This window comes from Janthinobacterium sp. 67 (assembly GCF_002797895.1).
Lineage (GTDB): Bacteria > Pseudomonadota > Gammaproteobacteria > Burkholderiales > Burkholderiaceae_D > Janthinobacterium.
Genome location: NZ_PGES01000001.1, coordinates 5,229,481 through 5,252,242 on the forward strand (window position 1 = coordinate 5,229,481; position 22,762 = coordinate 5,252,242).

The following is a 22,762-nucleotide window of genomic DNA, read 5'->3' on the forward strand; positions in this document are numbered from 1 at the left end:
AATATGATTCAAAATATCGAGACCTACCTGGTCGATGTGCCTACCATCCGTCCTCACCGCATGTCGGTCGCCACCATGAATACGCAAACCCTGGTGCTGGTGCGGCTGCGCTGCGCCGACGGCATCACGGGCTGGGGCGAAGCGACCACCATCGGCGGCCTGGGCTACGGCGGCGAAAGCCCGGAAAGCATCAAGACGAATATCGACACCTATATCGCGCCGCTGCTGGTCGGCATGGAAGCGAGTGCAGTGGCCAAGGCCATGGCCAGGGTGCGCAAGCTTATCCAGGGCAACCGCTTCGCCAAGTGCGCGATCGAGACGGCCCTGCTGGACGCGCAGGCGCGCCGCCTGGGCGTGCCGCTGTCGGAATTGCTGGGCGGGCGCGTGCGCGATGCGCTGCCCGTGGCCTGGGTACTGGCCAGCGGCGACACGGCGCGCGATATCGCCGAAGGGGAAAAAATGCTGGACTTGCGCCGCCACCGCATCTTCAAGCTGAAGATCGGTTTGCGCGACGTGATGGACGACGTGGCCCACGTGCTGGAAATCAAGCGGGCGCTGGGCGAACGGGCCAGCGTGCGCGTCGACGTCAACCAGGCCTGGAGCGAGACGGACGCCGTGCGCGGCATCGCCGCACTGGAAGCGGGCGGCGTCGACCTGATCGAGCAACCGGTCAAGGCCGGCAACCGCGCCGCGCTGGCGCGCCTGAAGCAGCGCTTCGACGTGGCCATCATGGCCGACGAAGCCCTGCATGGCCCGGCCGACGCGCTGGCGCTGGCGCAAGCCGATGCGGCCGACGTGTACGCGGTAAAAATCACGCAGTCGGGCGGATTGATGCCGGCGCTGGAAGTGGCCACCGTTGCGCGCCTGGCGGGCGTGGGCCTGTACGGCGGCACCATGCTCGAAGGCGGCGTCGGCACGGCCGCCACGGCCCACGTGTGCTCCACGTTCGCGGAGCTGGCCTGGGGCACGGAGCTGTTCGGGCCACTGCTGCTGACGCAGGAAGTCTTGCGCGAGCCGCTCGTCTACCGCGACTTCATGCTGCAGGTGCCGACAGGCCCGGGCCTGGGCGTCGAGATCGATATGGACAAGCTGCGTTCCATGCAGCGTCAATAAGGAGAAACCATGTTATTCCATGTACGCATGAACGTGAACCTGCCCTTGAGCATGCCCGCCGAACAGGCGGCGCAGCTCAAGCAAACGGAAAAGGAACTGGCGCAGCGCCTGCAGCACGAGGGCAAGTGGCGCCACCTGTGGCGCATCGCCGGCCAGTACGCCAACGTCAGCGTCTTCGACGTGGACAGCGTGGACGAGCTGCATCATTTGCTCACTTCCCTGCCGCTGTTTCCCTACATGCAGATCGACGTGATGCCGCTGTGCCGCCATCCCTCGTCGGTGCGCGACGACGATTCCTGAGGAGGCATGCCATGACGCAGATAGGCAATGACACCGTCGGGCAGACGTGCGACGTGGACGGTATCGGCCTGCATTACCGCACGGATGGCGCGCGCCGCAAGCCTTGCCTGGTCCTGTCGAATTCCCTGGGCACGGATTTGTCCATGTGGGACGCGCAAGCGTCCGCGCTGGCCGGCGACTTTTTCGTCGTGCGCTACGACACGCGCGGCCATGGCCAGTCGGCCAGCGGTAGCGCGCCGTTCGGCATCGAGCGGCTGGGGCTGGACGTGGTGGCGCTGCTCGACCACCTCGATGTGGAGCGCGCCGCCTTCTGCGGCATTTCCATGGGCGGCTTGACGGGCCAATGGCTGGGCATACACCAGCCGCGGCGTTTGACGCACCTTGTGCTGGCGAATACGGCGGCGCGCATCGGCGGCGCCGCGCCGTGGCAGCTGCGGGCGGAGCAGGTGCGCCGCGACGGCATGGCTGCCGTGGCCGAGAGCGCCGCCACGCGCTGGTTCACGCCGCGGTTCATCGCGCGCGAAGCGGACACGGTGGCGCGCCTGGCCGGCATTTTGCGCGGCCAGGATGCGGGCGGCTATGCGGCCTGCTGCGACATGCTGGCCCAGGCGGACTTGCACACCGGCGTCGGCACGATCACCGCGCCGACCCTGATCATCGCGGGCGAGCACGATCCCGTGACCACCGTCGACGACGGGCGCTGGCTGCAACAGCAGATCGCGGGCGCCCGCCTGGCAAGCCTGCCGGCCTCGCATATCTCGAACATCGAGGCGGCGGACATGTTTACGGCGCAGTTGCGGACTTTTTTAGTGTGAGGCTTGCTGTACCGTATCGGTATGGCGGGAATGCGGCTTTCTCCTGAGCACCGCCGCCGGCTGGTCCGGCATGCGGCAGGGGAAGCTTTCTTGAAAAATAATAATAAGAAAAGCAGACTTGGAGTAGACGGATGGAAAACAGATTGATCATCATCGCAGCGGTCACGGTGGGCTATTTCGCCCTCATGTCGTACATTACCTATAGCGTGCGCAAGCATGCCAACAGTGCCGAGGGCATGACGGCGGGCGGGCGCAATTATCCCGCCTTCCTGATCGGCGCCTTGCTGCTGTCGGAATTCATCGGCAGTTCCGTCAGCATCGGCACGGCCCAGAAGGGCTATGAACTGGGCATTTCCGCCGCGTGGAACCTGGTGGCGCTGTCGCTGGGCTTTTTCCTGCTGGCCATCGTGCTGGTGAAAAAATACAAGGAAAGCGGGCAGTCGACGATTTCCGGCATCCTCGCGCAAACGTATGGCGAGCCCGTGCGCTATGCGGCGTCCATCCTCACCATCGTCGCGCTGAGCATCGTTGCCGTGGCCCTGTATGCGAGCGGCGGCGCCGTGCTGGCGGCCGTGCTGCACATCAACAAGACGGTGGCCATCTTGCTGGTGGGCGCCATCACCGTGATCTACGTCAGCCTGGGCGGCATGCGCTCGGTCGTGTACACCAATTTCGCCCATTCCATCGTCAAATACCTGGGCGTGATCCTGGCGCTGGCGTATGCGCTGGAAGCAACGGGCGGCATCGGCGCGCTGCAGGCGCAGCTGCCGGCCAAGATGTTCAACTGGGTCGAGATCGGCTGGGGCCAGATCATCGCCTGGATGATCGGCGGCATCGGTTCCATCTTTGCCACGCAATACGTGATCCAGGCCCTGGTCAGCACGGACAACCCGGCCGTGGCCAAGCGCGCCTGCTATTACGTGTCGTCGCTGATGATCCCGTTCGGCCTGATGGCGGCCTTGATCGGCATGTGCAGCGCCGTGCTGTATCCGGGCATGAAGTCGATCGACGCCTTCCCCACCCTGATCGCCCACATGCCGGCGTTTTCCGCCAGCATCATGATCGTGGGACTGGCCGGCGCCCTGTTCGGCGGCATTTCCGCCACCACGCTGGCATCGGCCACCCTGGCCATGAAGGATTTTTATGATCCCTGGTACAACAAGGCGAAGAACGACGCGAAATCGCTGATGTTCCTGCGCATCGCCATCGTCGTGGCCGGCCTGCTGCCGCTGGTGCTGGCGCTGTATGCGGAAAAACTGCTGATGATCGCCTTCCTCGGCAAGGCCCTGCGCGCCACCCTGGCCGTGCTGGTGCTGATGGCCTTCTATGCGCCGAAATTCGGCACGCCGCGCGGCGCCTTTGTCGGCGTGATCGTTTCCGTGATCGCCACCATCGGCTGGTTCCTGGCGGGTAATCCGTATGGCGTGGACAGTTCCTACCTGGCGCTGGCCGGTCCGCTGCTGACCATGGGCATCAGCCATGTGTTCAAGCCGGCGCAGCCGGTGGGTACCGCGCCGGCCGTGAAATAGCATCAGGCTGGCGCGGCCTTCAGCCAGCGCATCAGGCGTGGCTGGAGGTAGGGCAGGAACACGAGGAAACACAGGCCCACACACAGGTTGAAAATCAGGTGGGCGGCCGCCACGGCCGTGCCGGCCAGAGGCAGCAAAGCGTCCGACAGGGCGGGGATGAAAGGGAAGAAGGCCAGCGCGCCAGCCAGGTTGAACAGGAAGTTGGCCTTGGCCGTGGCTTGCGCGTTGGCGCTCATCTGCAGGCTCGACAGCAGCGCCGTCGAGGTGGAGCCGACATTCGCGCCCACCACGATGGCGATGGCCGCCTCGGCCGGGATCAACTGGTGCTGCGTCAGCACGATGGCCAGGCCGGTGGAGACGCTGCTCGATTGCACCAGCGCCGTAAATAGCGCACCCATCAGCAAGGCGATCCACGGTTCGCGCGCCTGCGCCAAGGTATCGACAAACCACGGCTGCGCCTGCAGCGGCTTGAGTTCGCTTGAAATCAGGTCCAGAGCGAAAAAGATCAGGCCAAAGTAAAACGCCGCCTTGCCCAGCGCCTGTATCTTGCTGGGCAGGCTGGAGACGAGGGCGCCGGCGATGATGAACAGGGGGCCGATGCCCGTTAGCTTCATCGACACCAGCCAGGCCGTGGCCGTCGTGCCGACATTCGCACCCAGGAGGATTGCCAGGCTGCCCGCAAAGCTGATCACTTGCGCGTCGACGAGGGCCACGGCCAGCGCCGTCGTGGCGCTGCTCGACTGCACCAGCGCCGTGGCGATGGCACCGACGAGAAAGCCATACCAGCGGTTGGTAGTGACCCGGGCCAGCCAGGCTTGCATGCCGGCGCCGCCCATCGCTTGCAGCTCGCGGCTGAAGGCTTGCAAGCTGTACAAAAACAGCACCACGGCCGAGACGGCCGCGATCAATACCTGGAAATGATTCATGGAGCGGTGCGAGTGAGCGTCGGGGAAGACGCGATCATACCAGTCCCGTCAGGTAGTAAATGCCGATCACTAAAAACACGGCCACCGTCTTGATGACGGTGATGCCGAAAATGTCGCGGTAGGACTGGCGGTGCGTGAGGCCCGTGACGGCCAGCAGGGTGATCACGGCGCCGTTGTGCGGCAAGGTATCCATGCCGCCGCTGGCCATGGCCACCACGCGATGCATGACTTCGAGCGGAATATGGGCCTGCTGCGCGGCCTGGATGAAACTGTCCGACATGGCCGCTAGTGCGATGCTCATGCCGCCCGAGGCCGAGCCCGTGATGCCGGCCAGGGTCGTCACGGATACGGCCGCGTTGACGAGCGGATCGGGCACGCTGCGCAAGGTATTGCTGACGGCAAGAAAACCGGGCATGGCCGCGATGACGCCGCCAAAACCATATTCGGACGCCGTGTTCATGGCCGCCAGCAAGGCGCCGCCCACGGCCGCCTTGGTGCCGTCGGCAAAGGCGGCGCGGATGCGCCCGAAGGCCGTCACGCAGACGAGCAAAATTCCCAGCAACAAGGCGCCTTCCACGGCCCAGATACCGGTTACGGAACCTATCGACGTCGACACGGGCGCATGCAGGCCGGGCAGGGCCTCGGCGGTGAGCACGTAACTGGCGCCATACCAGTGCGGAATCAGCTTGGTCAGCGCAAAGTTGGCCACGCCCACCAGCACCAAAGGCGCCACCGACAGCAACGGATGGGGCAGGTCGCCCACGCCGGCCGTGGCCTTGTCGGCCTCGGCGCCATAACCTTCGCCCGTCGCCATGACGGAACGGCGGCGCCATTCGAGGAAGGCCAGTCCCATGATCACCGTCAGCACGGCGCCGATGGTGCCCAGCCACGGCGCGGCCCAGCCGGTGGTGTTGAAAAAAGTGGTCGGAATGATGTTCTGGATCTGCGGCGTGCCCGGCAAAGTATCCATGGTGAAGGAAAACGCGCCCAGGGCGATGGCGCCCGGCATCAGCCGCTTGGGAATATTACTCTGGCGGTACAGCTCGGCCGCAAACGGGTAGACGGCAAACACCACGACGAACAGCGACACGCCGCCGTACGTCAGCGCCGCGCACACGGCAACGATCACGGCATTGGCGCGCGCACTGCCGATATAGCGAATGGCGGCCACGACGATGGACTGGGAAAAGCCGGACAGCTCGATCAGCTTGCCGAACACGGCGCCAAGCAAAAAGACGGGAAAATACAGCTTGATAAAGCCCACCATCTTTTCCATGAAGATGCCGCTGAACACGGCCGGCACGGCCGACGGATCGGTCAGCAGCACGGCGCCGAGCGCAGCGACGGGTGCAAACAGGATCACGCTGTAGCCGCGGTAGGCGGCCAGCATCAGGAAGGCCAGAGCGGCCAGAACTATCAGGAAAGACATCGGTCAGGCCCTTGCGAGAGAAGTGGTTAAGATGTTAATGGCGAAATTAATATCATACTTCCCGGCGGCACACCAACGCGCAGGTCAAGGTGCAAGCAGTTCAAGCTGGCGCGTGAGGGGCGAGGCTGGTCGGGGTGAGAGGATTCGAACCTCCGGCCTCTGCGTCCCGAACGCAGCGCTCTACCAGGCTGAGCCACACCCCGCTTTTCTTCATTACAGCAGATGGCGGGGCGGGTTTCAAGCGGCTGCATCAAGCCTGTTTGCTGCAAGCCTGCTTATTTCTTTTCTTGCTGGGCCTTCTTGATTTCCGCTTCGCTCACTTTTTTCGCTGGCGCATTCGTTGCCGGTGCGGTGGGGTTCTTGCGGGTGCGTTGGCTTGGGCCATGACGGCGGCGCAGTCCGTGTCTGGCGCTTTGTCGACGTTGACCAGCGGCAGCAGGGCGGCCAACGGCGTGACGGCGGTGGCCAGGGCCACGGCGGCGCCGGCTTTCAGGGCCAATGGGCCTTTTTGCGGACCCACGTCCGGGTTCTTGAACGTGCCTTTTGCGTACAGTGGCGTGCGCAGGGTGATGATGCGGGCGCCTTTGGTACGGGGGCGCACGTCCAGGTCCAGGGTTTCGGTGGCCAGGTTGACGTTGCCCGTGACATTTACCACGGCCGTGTCCGTGTCGAGCACGAAGCGGCGCACGTCGGCCTGGCCATTCGTGACGGCGAAGTCGCTGGCCAGGCAGTTCAGGTGGACTTGCTTGTCGCCAAAGATTTTCACGAAGACGGCATTGGCCAGGTTCAGGCCCGCCAGTTCCAGCATGAACTGGCTGACGGAGCCTTCGCTGACGGTGGCCGCCAGTTCGCCATTCGCGCTGGCCAGCATGGCCGAGACGGAATTGCCGTGGCCCGTGAGTGCCGCGTCGCCATACACTTCGCCGAAACTCGCTTGCATCGATTGCAGCTTGGGAAACAGCTCGCGTATCTTGAGGTGGCGCGCCGCCACCTTGGCTTGCGCGGCGATGGTCTTTTGACGGCCGTCGAGCGTGATGTTCGAAGTGATGTCGCCGCCCGCCATGCCGAAGTTGAGCGGCGTCAAACTCAGCACCTTGTCTTTCATGCGGATGTTGGCGACGATGTCGTTGAGCGGGATATCATGCGTGCGCACCAGTTTCTTGCCCGTGAACTTCACGTCGGCGTCGAGCGCATCCCATTTGGCCGTATTGAACTGTTCCACGGGCAAGGCTTTGTTGTCGGGCTGCACGGGCGCCTTGCCGCGCGCCTGTTTCCGCGCATTGCTGTCGGCGCCGATGGTGGGGCCCAGGTCTTCCAGGCGTAATTGCTGCGACGTCACTTCGCCGCGCAGCAGGGCGCGCGGTTGGCGCGGCAGGTATTGCAGGGTGCCGGCCAGGTCGCTCTGGCCCACCGTGCCCTTGAAGTTTTGATAGGTCCAGTTCCAGCTGGCGCCGTCCTTCTTGCCCAGCAGGCGGCCCTTGGTGGCGTAGTCCGGTGTTTCCGGCAGCAGCACGCCCGTCAGCGGATACAGGTCGGCCATGCTGGCGCCGGCCAGGCTCAGCTGCAAATCGATGCCGGATAGCGAGCGCGGATCCGTCAGGGTGCCATCGATGCTGGCCTTGTTCTTGCCCAGCACGGCATGCGCCTGCACGGGATACACGGTGTTGTTGTCGGTCAATGACAGCACGGCGCCCGCCTTGCCGCCGCCCGTGACGGGCGCCTTGCGGTAGCTGCCGCCCAGGGTGAAGGCGATGCCGTATTTTTGCATGGGCGCGCTGCCTGGCGCATCGCCGGGCGTGGCGTCGGGCGCCGTCGAGCTGACCTTGGCGTGCACGTCGAGGGCGATGCCCTCGTCCAGATAACGGATGGCGCCGTCGCCGAAGGCCATGCGCTGGATTTCCACGTCCCATGCCGAAGGGCCGTTGTCTTTCAGTGTCCAGCTGTTGCTGCCGTCGGCGCGGCGCTGCAGGGCAATGTTGGGCGCCTCGAGCGCCAGGTCCGTCAGCACCACGCGATGCTGCAACAGGGGCAAGGGATGGATGGCCACGTCGATGCGTTTCGCGCTGGCCAGTTGCGGGCCGGCCGTCGCCCAGTCCGGGTTGCTCATGCGCACGTCCTGCGCGCTGATGACGGGGCGCGGCACGTAGCGGCGCCAGCCCGGCTCCGTCTTCCGCCCTTGCTGCCATTTCACCTGCAAATCGCCGCCGATGACGAAGCTGCGACCCGTGCTTTCCGACACCTTCTCGTTGATGTAGGGGCGGGCGCGGTTCCAGTCGAAGGTCAGCACGAAGATGACGACGATGGCGATCAGGGCCAGCAGGGCGGCCAGGCTCCAGCCGAGGATTTTGAGCGGGGTTGAGCGTGTCATGGTAAGCCAGTCGCAATGATTTTTTCATCAAGGTAGACCGATAGGCCATGACAGTCGGTGCGCTGGGTTACGTAAAATATGTAGCCAAGGCGTGTCGCTTGAAATGATTCAATAATTCGACTATTATTGAATTATGGAAAATGAAAACCCAAATACGGCGCAAGCCGGGCCGCTGACGAGTACGGCCGCCATCGCAGCCCTGGCCGCTTTGGCGCAGGAATCGCGGCTGGCCGTGTTCCGCCTGCTGGTGCAAGCGGGGCCGGACGGCATGGCCGCGACGAAAATCGCCGAAGCGCTGGCGATTGCGCCCTCGTCGCTGTCGTTTCACCTGAAAGAACTGGCGCATGCCAATCTGGTGACGGCAAGCAAGGCGGGGCGCTCCATCATCTATGCCGCCAATTATGCGGGCATGAACGGCTTGCTGGCTTTTTTGACCGAAAACTGCTGCGCGGGCGCGCCTTGCTGCGTCAGCGAACCCACCAACTGAAGGACATCACGACATGACGATCACGATTTATCACAACACGGCGTGCGGCACGTCGCGCAATACCCTGGCCCTGATCCGCAACACGGGCGTCGAGCCCGTCATCATCGATTACGTCAAGCATCCGCCTTCGCGCGAAGCGCTGGTCGACCTGATCAAGCGCGCGGGCCTGTCCGTGCGCGCCGTCATGCGCGACAAGGGCGACCTGTACGATGAGCTGGGCCTGGCCAATCCCGAGCTCAGCGATGCGGCCCTGCTGGACGCCATGCAAGCCCATCCTATTTTGATCAACCGCCCCATCGTCGTCACGGAACTGGGCGTGCGCCTGTGCCGGCCGTCGGAAAAGGTGCTGGAAATCCTGCCGCTGCCGCAGCAAGGGGCATTTGCAAAGGAAGATGGCCAGGCCGTGATCGGCGCCGACGGCAAGCCGGTGAAATAAAAAAACGGCGCCAGTGGCGCCGTTTTGTATGATTGAGAGTGAAACGCGATCAGTGATTGCGGTCCACGGCAAACGAGCACAGTTGCAGCATCGATTGCTTGTAGACGCTGTCGGGCCAGCCGGCGATGGCATCGGCGGCGCGCTGGCCGGCGATTTCCGCCTGCTTGCGCGTGTAGTCGAGGGCGCCGCTGCTGGTGATGGCCGTCAGGACGGTATCGAAATGCTGTTCGTCGCCTTGCTCGATGCAGCTGCGCACCAGTTCGCGCTGTTCCGGCGTGCCGTTTTCCATCAGCCAGATCAGCGGCATCGTCGGTTTGCCTTCGCGCAGGTCGTCGCCCACGTTCTTGCCGATTTCGGCGGCGTCGCCCGCATAGTCGAGCACGTCGTCGATCAGCTGGAAAGCCGTGCCCAGCGAGCGGCCGTATTCGGCGGCCGCTTCGATATCGTCTTCGCTGGCGCCGGCGATCAGGGCGCCCAGTTGCGCCGACGCTTCGAACAGCTTGGCTGTCTTCGAGCGGATGACGTTCAAATAGCTCTCTTGCGTCACGTCAGGATCGTGCATGTTCAGCAACTGCAGCACTTCGCCTTCGGCGATCACGTTGGTGGCGTCGGACAGGATTTGCATGACGCGCATATTATTGAGCGACACCATCAGCTGGAACGAGCGCGAGTGCAGGAAGTCGCCCACCAGCACCGACGCGGAATTGCCGAACAGGGCATTGGCCGTCTGGCGTCCGCGGCGCATCGACGATTCGTCGACGACGTCGTCGTGCAGCAGGGTGGCGGTGTGGATGAATTCGACCACGGCGGCCAGTTCATGGTGCGCCGTGCCGCGATAGGCGTGGGCATTGGCCACCAGCAAAATCAGCACGGGACGGATGCGCTTGCCCCCTGCGCTGATGATGTATTCAGCGATCTGGTTGATCAGAATCACATCGGAGTGCAACTTTTGGCGGATCACCGTATTGACTGCGTCCATATCGGCGGCAATCGTTTGCACGATGGTGTTTTGGTTAACGTGTTTGTTAGCGTCAGACAAGGCGAACCTGCATTAGATTGTGGGTGCCGCGATTATACGACAAGGCTTGCGCGTGCGTGACGTTTGCCTATGACTGTAGGGCAATTGATTGATCTTGTTGGCACTGCCGCGCGTTTTCCTGTCCCCCTGGCGCAAGCCTGACATGATGGTCGGGTTGTCGACATACCACGAACATTCGCCTTTGTGAATAGTTTTTGACGCAATTTCTCAGTCCGTGTATAATCGCTGGTTCCCCCTGTTGTGTACGGCTTGCTTTGCACGGCAATGGGACAAATTCTTTCAACATTTGATGAGGTTTCAAATCATGTACGCGGTCATAAAAACCGGTGGCAAACAATACAAAGTTGTCGCTGGCGAAAAACTTAAAGTAGAACAGATACCGGCAGACATTGGTTCCGAAATCACCATCGATCAAGTTCTCGCAGTAGGCGCGGGCGACAGCATCAAGTTTGGTGCTCCATTGGTCGAAGGTGCAACGGTACTGGTTACGGTTGTGGCGCATGGTCGCCATGATAAGGTCAAAATTTTCAAGATGCGTCGTCGTAAGCACTACCAAAAGCATCAAGGCCATCGCCAGAATTTTACCGAAATCCAAATCGTTTCGATCAACGGCTAATCGCCGCTGTTTGAATTAATCAGCTATCAAGGAGTCTTAAATGGCACATAAAAAAGGCGGCGGCACAACGCGAAACGGCCGTGATTCAGAATCAAAACGTCTGGGCGTTAAAGTCTACGGCGGCCAAGCTATCAATGCTGGCGGCATCATCATTCGTCAACGCGGCACCCCAGTGCGCGCCGGCGAAGGCGTAGGCATGGGCAAGGACCACACGCTGTTCGCGCTGATCGCGGGCAAAGTGAAGTTCGTTGTCAAAGGTGCTGGCTCGAAGCAATTCGTGACCGTTGTACCAAACGAAGCAGTACCAGCGTAATTCATCGCGGAGCGCGTGCTCCGCATGATCGCATGATGTAAGGCGCAAGCCTTCAATCGAAAGGCTCTGCCCAAGGTAGAGCCTTTTTAGTTTTATGGCGGCAAAATTATGAAGTTTATCGACGAAGCAAAAATCGAAGTCATCGCGGGCGATGGCGGCAACGGCTGCGCATCTTTCTGCCGTGAAAAATTCCGGCCTTTCGGCGGCCCCGATGGCGGCGATGGCGGCAAGGGCGGGTCCATCTGGGCCGTGGCCGACCGCAATATCAACACGCTCGTCGATTTCCGCTTTTCCAAAATGCACAAGGCTCGCAATGGCGAGCCTGGCCGTGGCGCAGATTGCTATGGCAAGGGCGCCGATGACATCCATCTGCGCATGCCGGTCGGCACCTTGATCATCGACAACGCGAGCGGCGAAATCCTGGCCGACCTGACCGAACACGGCCAGATCGAACTGCTGGCCAAGGGCGGCGAAGGCGGCTGGGGCAACATCCACTTCAAGTCCTCGACCAACCGCGCGCCACGCCAAAAAGGCGAGGGCAAGGAAGGCGAACGCCGCGAACTGCGCCTGGAACTGAAAGTGCTGGCTGACGTTGGCCTGCTGGGCATGCCGAACGCCGGCAAATCGACCTTCATTTCGGCTGTCTCGAACGCGCGTCCGAAAATCGCCGATTACCCATTTACCACTCTGCACCCGAACCTGGGCGTGGTGCGCGTGTCGCACGAGAAGAGCTTTGTGATCGCCGACATTCCGGGCTTGATCGAAGGCGCTTCCGAAGGCGCGGGCCTGGGCCATCAATTCCTGCGTCACTTGCAGCGCACGGGTCTGCTGTTGCACATCGTCGACCTGGCGCCGTTTGAAACCAACGTCGATCCTGTCAAGGAAGCCAAGGCGCTGGTCAAGGAATTGAAGAAGTACGACGAGTCGCTGGTCGACAAGCCGCGCTGGCTGGTGTTGAACAAGCTCGACATGGTGCCGGAAGAAGAGCGCAAGAAGATCGTCAAGGACTTCCTCAAGCGTTTCGCCTGGAAAGGTCCCGTGTTCGAGATCTCCGCGCTGAACCATCAAGGTTGCCCGGAACTGGTGAATGCGATTTACCAGCATCTGGAAGAGAAGAAACACAGCGAAAGCCGTGCCGAAGAAACGCAGATGACCGAAGAAGCGCGTGGTATCTCGTCGATCGACCCGGATGATCCGCGTTTCAAGATCCTCGACTAAGAGCCTTGCCCTGATGTCGGTACGGATGGCTGCTGCCGCGCCCGCACGCAAGCAAGCGTGGCAGCGCCGAGTATTGCATCTGATCGCGTATGCTTACGGGCTGAGCGCGGTCGCCTGTCTGCTGTTCGCCGATGACATGGCGGCCGGCATGGGCATCTTCCTCAATGGCGTCAACGGCTACAGCCAGTTCTACGCTACTCATGTCGGTGTCTGGGGCGCTACCGCGCTCCTGGCGCTGTTCGCGGCACGGCAGGGCGAACCGCCTGTCCTCGGCGATATCACTGCAATGTTGGTCCTGGCGCAGCCCGCCGGCCGTCTGTTCGCGGCCATCAGCTTCGGCTTGCCCCAGGGTTTTGTGTTGTTCTTGTGCGCAATGGAGCTGACGGCGGGGCTGGTCTTGCTGCTGCTGCGTCCTGCGCGCTGACGTCTATTAAGTGAAGAGCGCCGCCCCATGGATTCCGTGATTCAAAAAGCTACCCGCATCATCATCAAAGTCGGCTCCTCGCTGGTCACCAACGATGGCCGCGGACTCGACCATGCCGCCATCGCGCGCTGGGCCGCGCAGATTTCCGGCTTGCGCGCCCTGGGCAAGGAAGTCGTGCTCGTCAGCTCCGGCGCCATCGCCGAAGGCATGCTGCGCCTCGGTTTCGAGCAGCGCCCCACCGATATCCACGAATTGCAGGCGTGCGCCGCCGTCGGCCAGATGGGCCTGGCGCAAATCTATGAAAGCAGCTTCCGCGCCCACAGCCTGGGCACGGCGCAAGTGCTGCTCACGCACGCCGACCTGGCCGACCGCGAACGCTATCTCAACGCCCGCTCCACCCTGACGACCCTGCTGCGCCTGGGCGTGGTGCCGATCATCAATGAAAACGACACGGTCGTCACCGATGAAATCAAGTTCGGCGACAACGACACCCTGGGCGCCCTGGTCGCCAACCTGATCGAAGCCGATGCGCTCGTCATCCTGACGGACCAGCACGGTCTGTTCTCGGCCGACCCGCGCAAGGACCCGAACGCCTACCTGATCACGCAAGGCATCGCCGGCGATCCGGCCCTGGAAGCGATGGCGGGCGGCGCCGGCAGCAGCCTGGGACGCGGCGGCATGCTGACGAAAATCCTCGCCGCCAAGCGCGCCGCCAAGTCCGGCGCGCATACGATCATCGCCTGGGGCCGCGACAGCGACGTGCTCAGCCGTCTCGCCCAGGGCGAAGCGATCGGCACGCAGTTGCGGGCGCAAACAGGGCAATTGACGGCGCGCAAGCAGTGGATGGCCGATCACTTGCACACGGCCGGCGCCGTCGTGCTGGACGCGGGCGCCGTGCAAAAGCTGCGCCAGGAAGGCAAATCATTGTTGCCGATCGGCGTGACGGGCGTGAACGGCGAATTCGGCCGCGGCGCCGTCATCACCTGCGTCGACGCGGACGGCGCGCCCGTGGCGCGCGGCCTGTCGAACTACACGAGCGGCGAAGCGCGCCGCATCATGCGCAAGCCGTCCACCGAGATCGAGTCCATCCTCGGCTACGTGGAAGGCCACGAGCTGATTCACCGCGACAATATGGTGTTGCTGTAGGTCGGATTAGGTGGAGCCGCCGAGGCCCGAAGGGCCGTAATCCGACAACATTGTTGTCGCGTCCTGTCGGATTACGCGCTGCGCGCTAATCCGACCTACGCAACAACGACAGCGGCCCTTTCGGGCCGTTTTTTTTGGGCTACACCACGGCCGGCATCGGCGACTTGTCCTTGTAGTCGCACAGGTCGGCGATCATGCAATTCCAGCACTGCGGCTTGCGTGCCGTGCACGTGTAGCGGCCGTGCAGGATGAGCCAGTGGTGGGCGTCGTGCAGGAATTCTTTCGGTACGAACTTCAATAACTTTTGCTCGACGATATCGACATTCTTGCCTGGCGCGATGCCGGTGCGGTTCGAGACGCGGAAGATGTGCGTGTCGACGGCCATGGTCGGTTCGCCAAACGCCGTGTTCATGACCACGTTGGCCGTCTTGCGGCCCACGCCGGGCAAGGCTTCCAGCGAGGCGCGGTCGCGCGGCACTTCGCCGCCGTGCTGATCGAGCAGGATCTGGCAGGTGGCGATGACGTTCTTGGCCTTGGTGCGGAACAGGCCGATGGTGCGGATGTAGCTGCTCAGTTCATCGACGCCCAGCGCCAGTATCTTGGCCGGCGTATTGGCGACCGGATACAGCAAACGGGTCGCCTTGTTGACGGACACGTCCGTCGCCTGCGCCGACAGCAGTACGGCGATCAGCAGCTCGAACGGTGTCGTGTATTCGAGTTCCGTTTTCGGGGAAGGATTGGCGGCGCGAAAGCGCGTAAAGATTTCCAGGCGTTTGGCGGCGTTCATGCGTCTTTTTTCGGGCTAGTGGGGGCTGGCGGGGCGGTATCCGTGCTGGCGGCCGCGGCCTTGGCGCGCGCGCGCTCCATGGCGGCGGCGATGATGGCGCGCTTGCGCTCTTTTTCCGCCTGTTCATCTGGCGTCACAGGCACTTCCTGCGTCACTTCGCGCATCTTGGCGACCGCCTTGGCGGCCAGGCGCGCTTCGTTTTCTTCCGTTTCGCGGCGCAAGCGCTGCGTGCGGAAGTCGTGGCGCGCGCGCGCGTCGTCGGCCTCTGCCTGGCTCCAGGCATTCCAGCCCGTGGCGTCGCCGCTGACGGGGTACATGACGATGCAGTCGACGGGGCAGGGCGCCACGCACAGGTCGCAGCCCGTACACAGATCAGTGACCACCGTATGCATCTGCTTGGCGGCGCCGACGATGGCGTCCACCGGGCAGGCCTGGATGCACAGGGTACAGCCGATACACAGCGATTCGTCGATATAGGCGACAGATCGCGGACGTTCGAGGCCGTTGACGGGATTGAGCGGAATGACTTTTTTTCCCAGCAAGCCGGCCAGGCGCGCGATGCCTTGCGCGCCGCCCGGCGGGCACTGGTTGATGTCGGCGCTGCCCGCGGCTATCGCTTCCGCATACGGGCGGCAGCCGTTGTAGCCGCATTTGGTGCATTGCGTTTGCGGCAGCAAGTCTTCGATCTGGTCGGCAAGTGAGGGAGAGGCGGGATGCGGCACGGTCATCTTCGATACGGTAAAACGCCATTATCGGCCATCTGGGGCGCGCACAAGTAAAAACCTGTTTCGTGAGAGGGATTAGATGTGTCGTGGCCGCTTGTTGCAGGCGTGCCGCAATCGTATTTTATTTCCTTTGGGAATGTCAAAGTGCAAATAAACAACTTTGCAATTTCTTTTTTTTGTGGGAGCATGATTTTATCAAGCTCGTTATCAAAAAAAGCCGACCGCCAGTCCTGTTGCCGCATCTGCATTGCAATGCGCGCCAGGCCATAGGAGCCAAACATGCGTTTCCTCCGGACAGTTGGTTTGCCCTTCTGTTTGTTCATGCACGCTGCGCTTGCCCTTGCACACGGGCAGGCGACGTCCCCCATGGCGGCGCCGGGCGCTGCCAGCTCGCGCATCGTCCGCTTCGCGGCGGAAGACTGGCCGCCCTTCATTACCCGCAGCCTGCCTGCCGACGGCATGTCGGGCGCCATGGTCAGCACCGTCTTCGAGCGCCTCGGCTATACGGTCAAATATGAATATTTTCCCTGGAAGCGCGCCATGCAGTTTGGCCTGGCCAGTCCCCGCTACGCCGGGCTGCTGGCCGTCTGGCGCACGCCCGAACGGGAAAAACTCTGCCACTTTTCTGTGCCGGTTGGTAACACGCAAGGGGTGCTGGCCTACTTGAAGGAAGATGGCGTGCCCGGCGCCACCCTGGCCGAACTGGGCAAGTTGCGCATCGGTACCGTGGCCGGCTATTCGAATGGGGAACAATTCGATGGCATGGTGGCGCGCGGCGAGCTGAAGACGGAAGAGGGCTTGAACGATGCGACGAACCTGAAGAAACTGTTAATCAAGCGCTACCGCGTGATCGTCATCGAGCGCCATGTCCTGCAGCATTTGCTGATGGGGCATAATTTCAGCAAGGCGGAACGCGAACGCATCGGCATCATCGATTCCGTCTTCAAGGAGCGGTCCGTGCATGTGTGCTTCCAGCGCGATGCCGAGGGCGCGCTATGGCAAAAGCGTTTCAACGAGGCAGCACGGGATATTGACACGGCCCGGCTCGAACGCGATTACTGGAAGCGGCTCGACCAGAGCCTGGCGACAGGCCCGGTCCATCCCTGACCTGCCGCGCCGCTGTTGTTCGTTGCCAAAACGAAATATCTAAATACGAAACCATTCGTTCTTGTTTGTTTGTCCATCCTTTAGTCTGCAGCCACTGTGTTGACGACTTTGAAAGGATGTTTTCGTATGCCGCAACTGATGCACAAGCAAGACCCCGCCCCCCGTTTGCGGCAGCTGGCGCACGCCGTCTTGGTAGCCGTGCTCGTGCTGGGAGCGCCCGGCGTGGCCCATGCGCAAGCCACGCCGGCCACCGCCCCGCTCGATACCGTCATCGTCACGGGTGCGCGTGGCACGGGTCGCACGGTGGCCAACAGCGCCGCGCCGATCGACGTGATCAGCGCGCAGCAATTGCAGGCCACGGGCAAGTTGAATTTGCTCGACGCGCTCGATACGGCCTTGCCATCGTTTAACTTGCCGGCCCGAGTGCAGCCTGACCTGGGCAGCATCGTGCGCGCCGGGCAGCTGCGCAACCTCGATCCCTCGCATACCCTGGTGCTGGTCAATGGCAAGCGACGCCATACGACGGCCATCGTCAACGAGGACGGCTTTCCCGGGTCCGTCGCCACCGACCTGGCCCTGATCCCCACGGGCGCCATTGCCCGCGTGGAAATCCTGCGCGACGGCGCTTCGGCCATCTACGGTTCCGACGCCATCGCCGGCGTCATCAACATCATCCTGAAAGCGGACGACAAGGGCAGCTTCGGCACGCAGCTCGGTTCCACCTACGAGGGTGATGGCACGAACGGTTCCGCACGCATCGATGGCGGCACGCGCCTTGGCGAACACGGCTTCGCCCACTTCGGCGCCGAGGTCCAGCGCCAGGGCATCGCCGTGCGCAATTTTGGACTCAATCCCGCTTATCTGTCGTATCCGGCCGTGCGCAACAGCGATGGCCAGCTGGTGAAATTGGGACCGAACAACAGCTTGCCAACCGGTGCGTCGCCGAACCCGGCCGAAGCGAAGCGCAACAGCAATCCGTGGCGCAATACGGGCGTGCCGCAAAGCACGACCGCCTCGCTCAGCGCCAACCTCGGCTATGACCTGTCGAACGAGGTGCAGCTGTACGGCTTTGGCACGTATGCGCACCGCAATGCCCGCTCGGCGCAGAATTTCCGCCTGCCCAATACCATTTTCAATAACAACAAAGGCTTGCTGGCCGTGTATCCGGACGGCTTCACGCCATATGAAACGACGAGCGAAAACGATTTCTCCTTGAGCGGTGGCATCAAGGGCGAGACGGCAGGCTGGAGCTGGGACCTGAGCACGACCTATGGCCGCGATGATATCGACGTGGGCGTGGAGCACTCGGCCAACTACTCGCTCACTTATCCCGGCGGCAAGACCGATTTCGACATCGGCAATCAGCGCTACAGCCGCTCGACGACGAATGCCGACGTGCGCCGTCCCGTGCCGCTGGGCTTGAGCGAGCCGGTGGACCTGAGCCTGGGCCTCGAGTATTCGCATGAAACGCAGCAGCGCCGCGCCGGCGAGCCCGCTTCCTGGCAGGGCAGCGGCTCGTCGGCCCTGGCTGGCTACTTGCCCGTCGACGCGTCCGACACGGCGCGCCACAGCTATGCCGCGTACATCGGCCTGGGCGCGAAATTGACGCCGCAATGGCTGCTCGACACGGCCTTGCGCGCCGAGAAATATTCCGATTTCGGCAGTAAGACGACGGGCCGCCTGTCCGCCCGCTATGACCTCACGCCCGCAGTCGCCGTGCGCGGCACGGTCAGCAACGGTTTCCACGCGCCCAGCCTCGTGACGCAATCGTATTCGAACACCTCCGACCATGCGGGCGTGCCCTATACCCTGGCGCAACCGAATTCCGCCGCCGCAAGGGCCCTGGGCGCGCAAGCGTTAAAACCGGAAAAATCGACGAATCTGTCGGCCGGGCTGACCTTCAATCCCTCGTCCACCCTGCGCCTGACCGTTGACGCGTATCAAATCAAGGTCAGCGACCGCCTGGGCGTGTCGTCGAATATCGGCATCGACCGCAGCTCGGGCGTGGCGCTCGACGGCAGTGGCCGGCCACTGACGGCGGCGCAAGCGAACGTCATTGAAAACCTGCTGCGCTCGGCGGGGCTGACGGTGGGCAATGGCCTCGTCGCGCATTACTTTGCCAACGTGGGCGACACGCGCACGCGCGGCGTCGATGTCACCGCCGAGGATGTCTTGCGCCTGGCCGATGGCAAGCTGCGCTGGACGGCGGCCGCGAATATCAACCACACGAGCCTGGTTGGCAAGGCGGAACTCCCCGTCGTGCTGCAAGGCTTGCCGAACATCGGCACCCTGAGCAAGTCGGCCGAGTACGATTTGCTCTACCGCGCGCCGCGCGACAAGGAAATCGTCACCCTCGCGTATGAAAAAGCCGGCTGGACATTCAACCTGCGCGAGACGCGTTACGGCAAGCTCAGGCGCCTGAACGTCATCACGGGTGGCGACTACCAGCTGAAAGCCGCTTTCGTGACGGACGTGAGTGTGGGTTACGACATCAGCAAGCGCATCAACGTGACGGTGGGCGCCAACAATGTCTTCAACCAGAAACCGGGCCAGGTGCCGCGCGAGGCGCGCAGCGCCCCGAATCTGGCGCAGTACACGGGCGCCTACGACAACTCTGGCCCATTGGGCGTACTGGGCGGCTATTACTACGCCCGCGCTACCGTCTCATTCTGATTTGCCGTATCCCTCTATCGATCATCAAGAACAGGAAAACCTATGTCTGACAACAATCAACACGCGGCCATCGATCTGGAATGGGCCAATCTTCTTTCGCCGCAACGCCGCACGGTCTTGCGCGGCGGCGGCCTGGTGGCGGCGCTGGCCGCTTCCGGCCTGGCTGGTTCGGCCTTGGCGCAGGAAGCCAAACCGTCGCGTGTAAAACCTGCACCCGGCAAGAGTCCATGGGGCGAGCATACGGACACGGCGCCCACGCCGCGCCCCGTCAGCGTGCGGCCCGGCGAGGAAACCTTGCCGTCGACACCGCGCGCCTACACGGATATCGAGAGCTATCACGCGCACATCTATTTTGACGAAGACAGCTACCTGAAGGCGGCGCTGATACGCAAGTGGGCGGCCGAACGCTTCCAGATCGAACTGGGCGACTGGAACCTGGAGCCGCGCGGCCCGCACGTGACGCCGTCGTTTTATTTCGGTTTCACCAATGACTTGCTGCCCGTGATCGTGCCGTGGCTGCAATTGAACAGCCTGGGGCTGACGATACTGATCCACCCGAACACGGAAGACCCGCGCGCCGATCATCTGTATTACGCGCTGTGGGTGAACCGCTCGCAGCCTGTGAATGGCTATGCGATGAAGAAGCCGGGGCCGGGCGAGCCGCGGGTCGAGCAGATTTTTGTCAATACGCGCCCGACGGTGAAAATCGAAACGTCGCGCGCATGAGGCGGGCATAAAAAAACGCCACGCCGGTGTGAGCCGGCGTGGCGTGTTGGATGGAACTATCCGGATCAGGAATGCTTCTGGATGAATTCACCGATTTTCGGGCAAATGATTTCGCGCCAGCGGCGGCCCGAGAAGATGCCGTAGTGGCCGCATTTCGGCGCCACGAAGTCTTGCTGCATGTCGGCAGGGATGCCGGAGCACAGGTCGTGCGCCGCCTGCGTCTGGCCGGCGCCGGAAATGTCGTCCAGCTCGCCTTCCACCGTGAACAGTGCCACGTTCGTGATGTCTTGCGGACGCACCAGCTGGCCGCCCACTTTCCACGTGCCCTTGGGCAGGCTGAATTCCTGGAATACCGTTTTAATCGTTTCCAGGTAGTACTCGGCCGGCATGTCCAGCACGGCGTTGTACTCGTTGTAGAACTGGCGATGGCCTTCCGCCGGTTCGTCGTCGCCCGTCACCAGGTGCATATAGAACTCGCGGTGGCTTTGCGCGTGGCGGCCCGGGTTCATGGCGATGAAGCCGGCGTGCTGCAGGAAGCCCGGATAGACCTTGCGGCCAAAGCCCGGATAGTTTGGCGGCACCGCGTAGATCACGGTGTTTTCAAACCACGAGAATTTCTTTTCCGTCGCCAGGTTGTTCACTTGCGTGGGCGAGCGGCGCGGGTCGATCGGACCACCCATCATCGTCATGGTTTTCGGCATGTGCGGATCCTTTGCCGTCGCCATCAGCGAGATGGCGGCCAGCACGGGCACGGTCGGTTGACAGACGGAAATCACGTGCAAGTCAGGCGCCAGCAGGCGGATGAATTCCTGCACATAATAAATGTAGTCATCGAGGTGGAACGGGCCTTCCGTCAGCGGTACCATGCGCGCGTCCGTCCAGTCGGTGATGTAGACATCGTGCTCGGCCAGCAAGCCGCGCACGGTGTCGCGCAGCAGGGTCGAGTGGTGACCGGACAGGGGGGCAACCAGCAAAATTTTGGGCTGTTGCAAGCCAGTGCTTTCTTTTTTGAAGTGAATCAGGCGGCAAAACGGTTTTGTCACGACAACGTGTTCGCGGATGTCGACGCTCTCGCCTTGGACGAGAACGGATTTGATGTCGAATTGTGGTTTTTCGTAGTCTTTGCCAAGGCGGTACATCAGCTCGTAGCCGGCTGCGATGCGTTGCGAAAACGGGGTGTGGGCCAGTGGAGAAACCGGGTTGGTAAATAACTTGGAGGACATGTCTGCCCATTGCATCACCGGAGTGAGGAAAGAGCGTTGCAGTTCGTGCAGTTGGTAAAGCATATAGAGTCCTTGTTTGATTCCAAGCGCCAATATCGGCTCAAATATCATAATCCAATTTTACGATATTTGTTGAGGACAAAATGTGCTTTACCGCGCATAGATTCACAGTTTGCGCATAGTTGTGACAGCGCGCCACACTTGCGTGGATAGACCTGCAACGATGCCTTAAAAGCAAAAAAAGCAGCGTTTCCGCTGCTTTCTGTGTATTTTTTTGCCGCCACGCCGCTGCAGGGAAGTATCTCCCCGCAAGAAGCGCCGCCGCAGCTGCCGTGCGCTTAGCGCACCAGCATGTCCAGCTTGTCCTTGACGTCCTTGTATTGCTCGGCTTCCGGCAAGGCAGCCTTCGTCTTGGTGATCGAAGGCCAGTTACGGGCCAGATCGACGTTGATCTTGATGAAGGCTTGCTGGTCGCCCGGCACGTCTTCTTCCGCGAAAATCGCGTTCACCGGGCACTCTGCCACGCAGACGGCGCAGTCAATACATTCGTCCGGATCGATCGCCAGGAAGTTCGGGCCTTCCCGGAAACAATCTACCGGGCAGACATCGACGCAGTCGGTATAGCGACAGGCGATGCAGGATTCGGTGACAACGTGGGTCATAACAGTCCTATCAATTTTTGGGGGAGGTGCTGTAGCGCCTGCAGGAACCTCGACGGCGCATACTAAAGCAAAGCATTGTATTTTAAGGCAATTCGCTATTTCTCACAAATCCCGCTTATATACAATACATATAAGCAAATTCATTTTTTGGCAGTGCCGTTGCCGCGCAGAGCGGGCAATTCAGCGACTATCGGGGACGTTGCCATGAAGAACGCGGCAAGAAAGCGACAGTCGCCCGATGCGGCAAGGGCAGGGCGGGCGGCGTGCCGGCTTGCCGTGTGGTGTTTTTGTTTTACCCAAATCAAGATCGGCACACAATATGTGCCGGAACCGTCAGGCGCTGGCGCGTATCTGCGTCAGCAGTTGCTGCCAACGTGCATTTTCAGGGCTGCCATCCTCGGCGAACGTGATGGTGCGCCGCGCGGTGGGCGCGTCGACGGTGATCTGCCAGTGGGGAATATCGGCACCCACCTGTTCTCCTGTGGCCTGCGGCTGCGTGAAAAAGCCACTGCTGGCCAGTGCCGCTTCCAGTCGGGAGCCAGCCGGATGGGCTTGCGTATCGATCTCATACTGTTCGCTCAGGCCGGCAAAGCCGCCGCTGCTGCGGGCTGAAATTTTCATGTTGCTCCTTGCTGTGGGTGGTGGTGGGACGCGCCACGGCCTGCCGCAGCTGCGGCTGGCATGACGCGGGCGCGCTGGT

General features: G+C 62.2%; 24 protein-coding genes and 1 tRNA gene. 14 read left to right on the top strand and 11 right to left on the bottom strand.

Annotation, left to right across the window (positions count from 1 at the left end; translation table 11 throughout):
* Positions 1 to 3 precede the first annotated feature (3 nt).
* The 4 genes from CLU90_RS23490 to CLU90_RS23505 all read left to right on the top strand — a co-directional run bounded on the left by CLU90_RS23490 (position 4) and on the right by CLU90_RS23505 (position 3,757).
* Entirely contained in the window at positions 4 to 1,113 is a 1,110-nt protein-coding gene (locus CLU90_RS23490; RefSeq protein ID WP_092715885.1) for a muconate/chloromuconate family cycloisomerase, read from the top strand.
* Between the two features lie 9 nt (positions 1,114 to 1,122).
* Positions 1,123 to 1,413: a muconolactone Delta-isomerase gene (gene catC, locus CLU90_RS23495; protein WP_034754617.1), complete on the top strand. Its 291-nt coding sequence runs from the start codon at positions 1,123 to 1,125 to the stop codon at positions 1,411 to 1,413.
* Positions 1,414 to 1,424: 11 nt separating this feature from the next.
* The gene (gene pcaD / locus CLU90_RS23500; RefSeq protein WP_092715887.1) at positions 1,425 to 2,228 is read left to right on the top strand and encodes a 3-oxoadipate enol-lactonase; all 804 of its coding nucleotides are present in this window, start codon (positions 1,425 to 1,427) and stop codon (positions 2,226 to 2,228) included.
* A gap of 131 nt (positions 2,229 to 2,359) precedes the next feature.
* A complete protein-coding gene (locus tag CLU90_RS23505) occupies positions 2,360 to 3,757 on the top strand; it encodes a sodium:solute symporter family protein (RefSeq protein ID WP_092715889.1) in 1,398 nt (465 codons plus the stop codon).
* A 2-nt stretch (positions 3,758 to 3,759) separates the two neighbouring features.
* Here the strand turns inward: CLU90_RS23505 and CLU90_RS23510 are convergent, their stop codons facing one another.
* The 4 genes from CLU90_RS23510 to CLU90_RS23525 form a co-directional block, all read right to left on the bottom strand.
* Positions 3,760 to 4,683: a Na/Pi cotransporter family protein gene (locus CLU90_RS23510; RefSeq protein WP_051959398.1), complete on the bottom strand. Its 924-nt coding sequence runs from the start codon at positions 4,681 to 4,683 to the stop codon at positions 3,760 to 3,762.
* A 34-nt stretch (positions 4,684 to 4,717) separates the two neighbouring features.
* On the bottom strand, positions 4,718 to 6,112 hold the full coding sequence (locus CLU90_RS23515) for a GntP family permease (protein ID WP_092715894.1): 1,395 nt from the start codon (positions 6,110 to 6,112) through the stop codon (positions 4,718 to 4,720).
* Positions 6,113 to 6,238: 126 nt separating this feature from the next.
* Positions 6,239 to 6,315 (bottom strand) — tRNA-Pro (locus tag CLU90_RS23520).
* Positions 6,316 to 6,428: 113 nt separating this feature from the next.
* Positions 6,429 to 8,480 carry an AsmA family protein gene (locus CLU90_RS23525; protein WP_092715896.1) on the bottom strand — a complete coding sequence of 684 codons (2,052 nt, stop codon included), beginning with the start codon at positions 8,478 to 8,480 and terminating at the stop codon, positions 6,429 to 6,431.
* A 133-nt stretch (positions 8,481 to 8,613) separates the two neighbouring features.
* Here CLU90_RS23525 and CLU90_RS23530 point away from each other — a divergent pair, with 133 nt between their 5' ends.
* On the top strand, positions 8,614 to 8,967 hold the full coding sequence (locus CLU90_RS23530; RefSeq protein ID WP_175539363.1) for an ArsR/SmtB family transcription factor: 354 nt from the start codon (positions 8,614 to 8,616) through the stop codon (positions 8,965 to 8,967).
* 13 nt (positions 8,968 to 8,980) lie between these two features.
* Positions 8,981 to 9,403 (top strand): arsenate reductase (glutaredoxin), encoded by a 423-nt coding sequence (arsC, locus tag CLU90_RS23535; protein ID WP_092715898.1) that lies wholly within the window; start codon positions 8,981 to 8,983, stop codon positions 9,401 to 9,403.
* 49 nt (positions 9,404 to 9,452) lie between these two features.
* On the opposite strand, the gene ispB is transcribed toward arsC, so the two are convergent.
* Positions 9,453 to 10,442, bottom strand: coding sequence for an octaprenyl diphosphate synthase (gene ispB, locus CLU90_RS23540; protein ID WP_092715900.1), 990 nt, complete (start codon positions 10,440 to 10,442; stop codon positions 9,453 to 9,455).
* 304 nt (positions 10,443 to 10,746) lie between these two features.
* Between ispB and rplU the strand changes: the two genes are divergently transcribed.
* The 5 genes from rplU to proB all read left to right on the top strand — a co-directional run bounded on the left by rplU (position 10,747) and on the right by proB (position 14,159).
* Positions 10,747 to 11,058, top strand: coding sequence for a 50S ribosomal protein L21 (gene rplU, locus CLU90_RS23545; protein WP_034754730.1), 312 nt, complete (start codon positions 10,747 to 10,749; stop codon positions 11,056 to 11,058).
* A gap of 40 nt (positions 11,059 to 11,098) precedes the next feature.
* Positions 11,099 to 11,371 carry a 50S ribosomal protein L27 gene (rpmA, locus tag CLU90_RS23550; protein WP_070219281.1) on the top strand — a complete coding sequence of 91 codons (273 nt, stop codon included), beginning with the start codon at positions 11,099 to 11,101 and terminating at the stop codon, positions 11,369 to 11,371.
* 108 nt (positions 11,372 to 11,479) lie between these two features.
* A complete protein-coding gene (obgE, locus tag CLU90_RS23555) occupies positions 11,480 to 12,589 on the top strand; it encodes a GTPase ObgE (RefSeq protein WP_071325171.1) in 1,110 nt (369 codons plus the stop codon).
* Between the two features lie 13 nt (positions 12,590 to 12,602).
* Positions 12,603 to 13,013, top strand: coding sequence for a hypothetical protein (locus tag CLU90_RS23560; RefSeq protein ID WP_092715902.1), 411 nt, complete (start codon positions 12,603 to 12,605; stop codon positions 13,011 to 13,013).
* Positions 13,014 to 13,040: 27 nt separating this feature from the next.
* Complete coding sequence (gene proB / locus CLU90_RS23565) at positions 13,041 to 14,159, top strand: glutamate 5-kinase (protein WP_092715905.1); 1,119 nt, start codon at positions 13,041 to 13,043, stop codon at positions 14,157 to 14,159.
* A gap of 139 nt (positions 14,160 to 14,298) precedes the next feature.
* Here the strand turns inward: proB and nth are convergent, their stop codons facing one another.
* From nth to CLU90_RS23580, 3 genes are read right to left on the bottom strand one after another with little or no spacing between them, the layout of a single operon-like run.
* Positions 14,299 to 14,946 carry an endonuclease III gene (nth, locus tag CLU90_RS23570; RefSeq protein ID WP_092715907.1) on the bottom strand — a complete coding sequence of 216 codons (648 nt, stop codon included), beginning with the start codon at positions 14,944 to 14,946 and terminating at the stop codon, positions 14,299 to 14,301.
* Entirely contained in the window at positions 14,943 to 15,674 is a 732-nt protein-coding gene (rsxB, locus tag CLU90_RS23575) for an electron transport complex subunit RsxB (RefSeq protein WP_092715909.1), read from the bottom strand. Before rsxB ends, nth begins: the two co-directional genes overlap by 4 nt.
* Positions 15,671 to 15,952 carry a hypothetical protein gene (locus tag CLU90_RS23580; protein ID WP_092715911.1) on the bottom strand — a complete coding sequence of 94 codons (282 nt, stop codon included), beginning with the start codon at positions 15,950 to 15,952 and terminating at the stop codon, positions 15,671 to 15,673. The genes rsxB and CLU90_RS23580 overlap by 4 nt, the downstream gene beginning before the upstream one ends.
* 85 nt (positions 15,953 to 16,037) lie before the next feature.
* On the opposite strand from CLU90_RS23580, the gene CLU90_RS23585 reads away from it, so the two are divergent.
* The 3 genes from CLU90_RS23585 to CLU90_RS23595 all read left to right on the top strand — a co-directional run bounded on the left by CLU90_RS23585 (position 16,038) and on the right by CLU90_RS23595 (position 20,177).
* Positions 16,038 to 16,778, top strand: a complete 741-nt coding sequence (locus CLU90_RS23585; RefSeq protein ID WP_100429030.1) for a substrate-binding periplasmic protein — start codon at positions 16,038 to 16,040, stop codon at positions 16,776 to 16,778.
* Between the two features lie 126 nt (positions 16,779 to 16,904).
* Positions 16,905 to 19,451, top strand: coding sequence for a TonB-dependent receptor plug domain-containing protein (locus CLU90_RS23590; protein WP_100429031.1), 2,547 nt, complete (start codon positions 16,905 to 16,907; stop codon positions 19,449 to 19,451).
* Positions 19,452 to 19,493: 42 nt separating this feature from the next.
* Entirely contained in the window at positions 19,494 to 20,177 is a 684-nt protein-coding gene (locus tag CLU90_RS23595) for a DOPA 4,5-dioxygenase family protein (protein WP_092715917.1), read from the top strand.
* A 65-nt stretch (positions 20,178 to 20,242) separates the two neighbouring features.
* Here the strand turns inward: CLU90_RS23595 and CLU90_RS23600 are convergent, their stop codons facing one another.
* The 3 genes from CLU90_RS23600 to CLU90_RS23610 form a co-directional block, all read right to left on the bottom strand.
* Positions 20,243 to 21,463, bottom strand: coding sequence for a polyhydroxyalkanoate depolymerase (locus CLU90_RS23600; protein ID WP_092715919.1), 1,221 nt, complete (start codon positions 21,461 to 21,463; stop codon positions 20,243 to 20,245).
* Between the two features lie 275 nt (positions 21,464 to 21,738).
* A complete protein-coding gene (fdxA, locus tag CLU90_RS23605; protein ID WP_010395176.1) occupies positions 21,739 to 22,062 on the bottom strand; it encodes a ferredoxin FdxA in 324 nt (107 codons plus the stop codon).
* Between the two features lie 333 nt (positions 22,063 to 22,395).
* On the bottom strand, positions 22,396 to 22,683 hold the full coding sequence (locus CLU90_RS23610; RefSeq protein WP_092715921.1) for a protealysin inhibitor emfourin: 288 nt from the start codon (positions 22,681 to 22,683) through the stop codon (positions 22,396 to 22,398).
* Positions 22,684 to 22,762 lie beyond the last annotated feature (79 nt).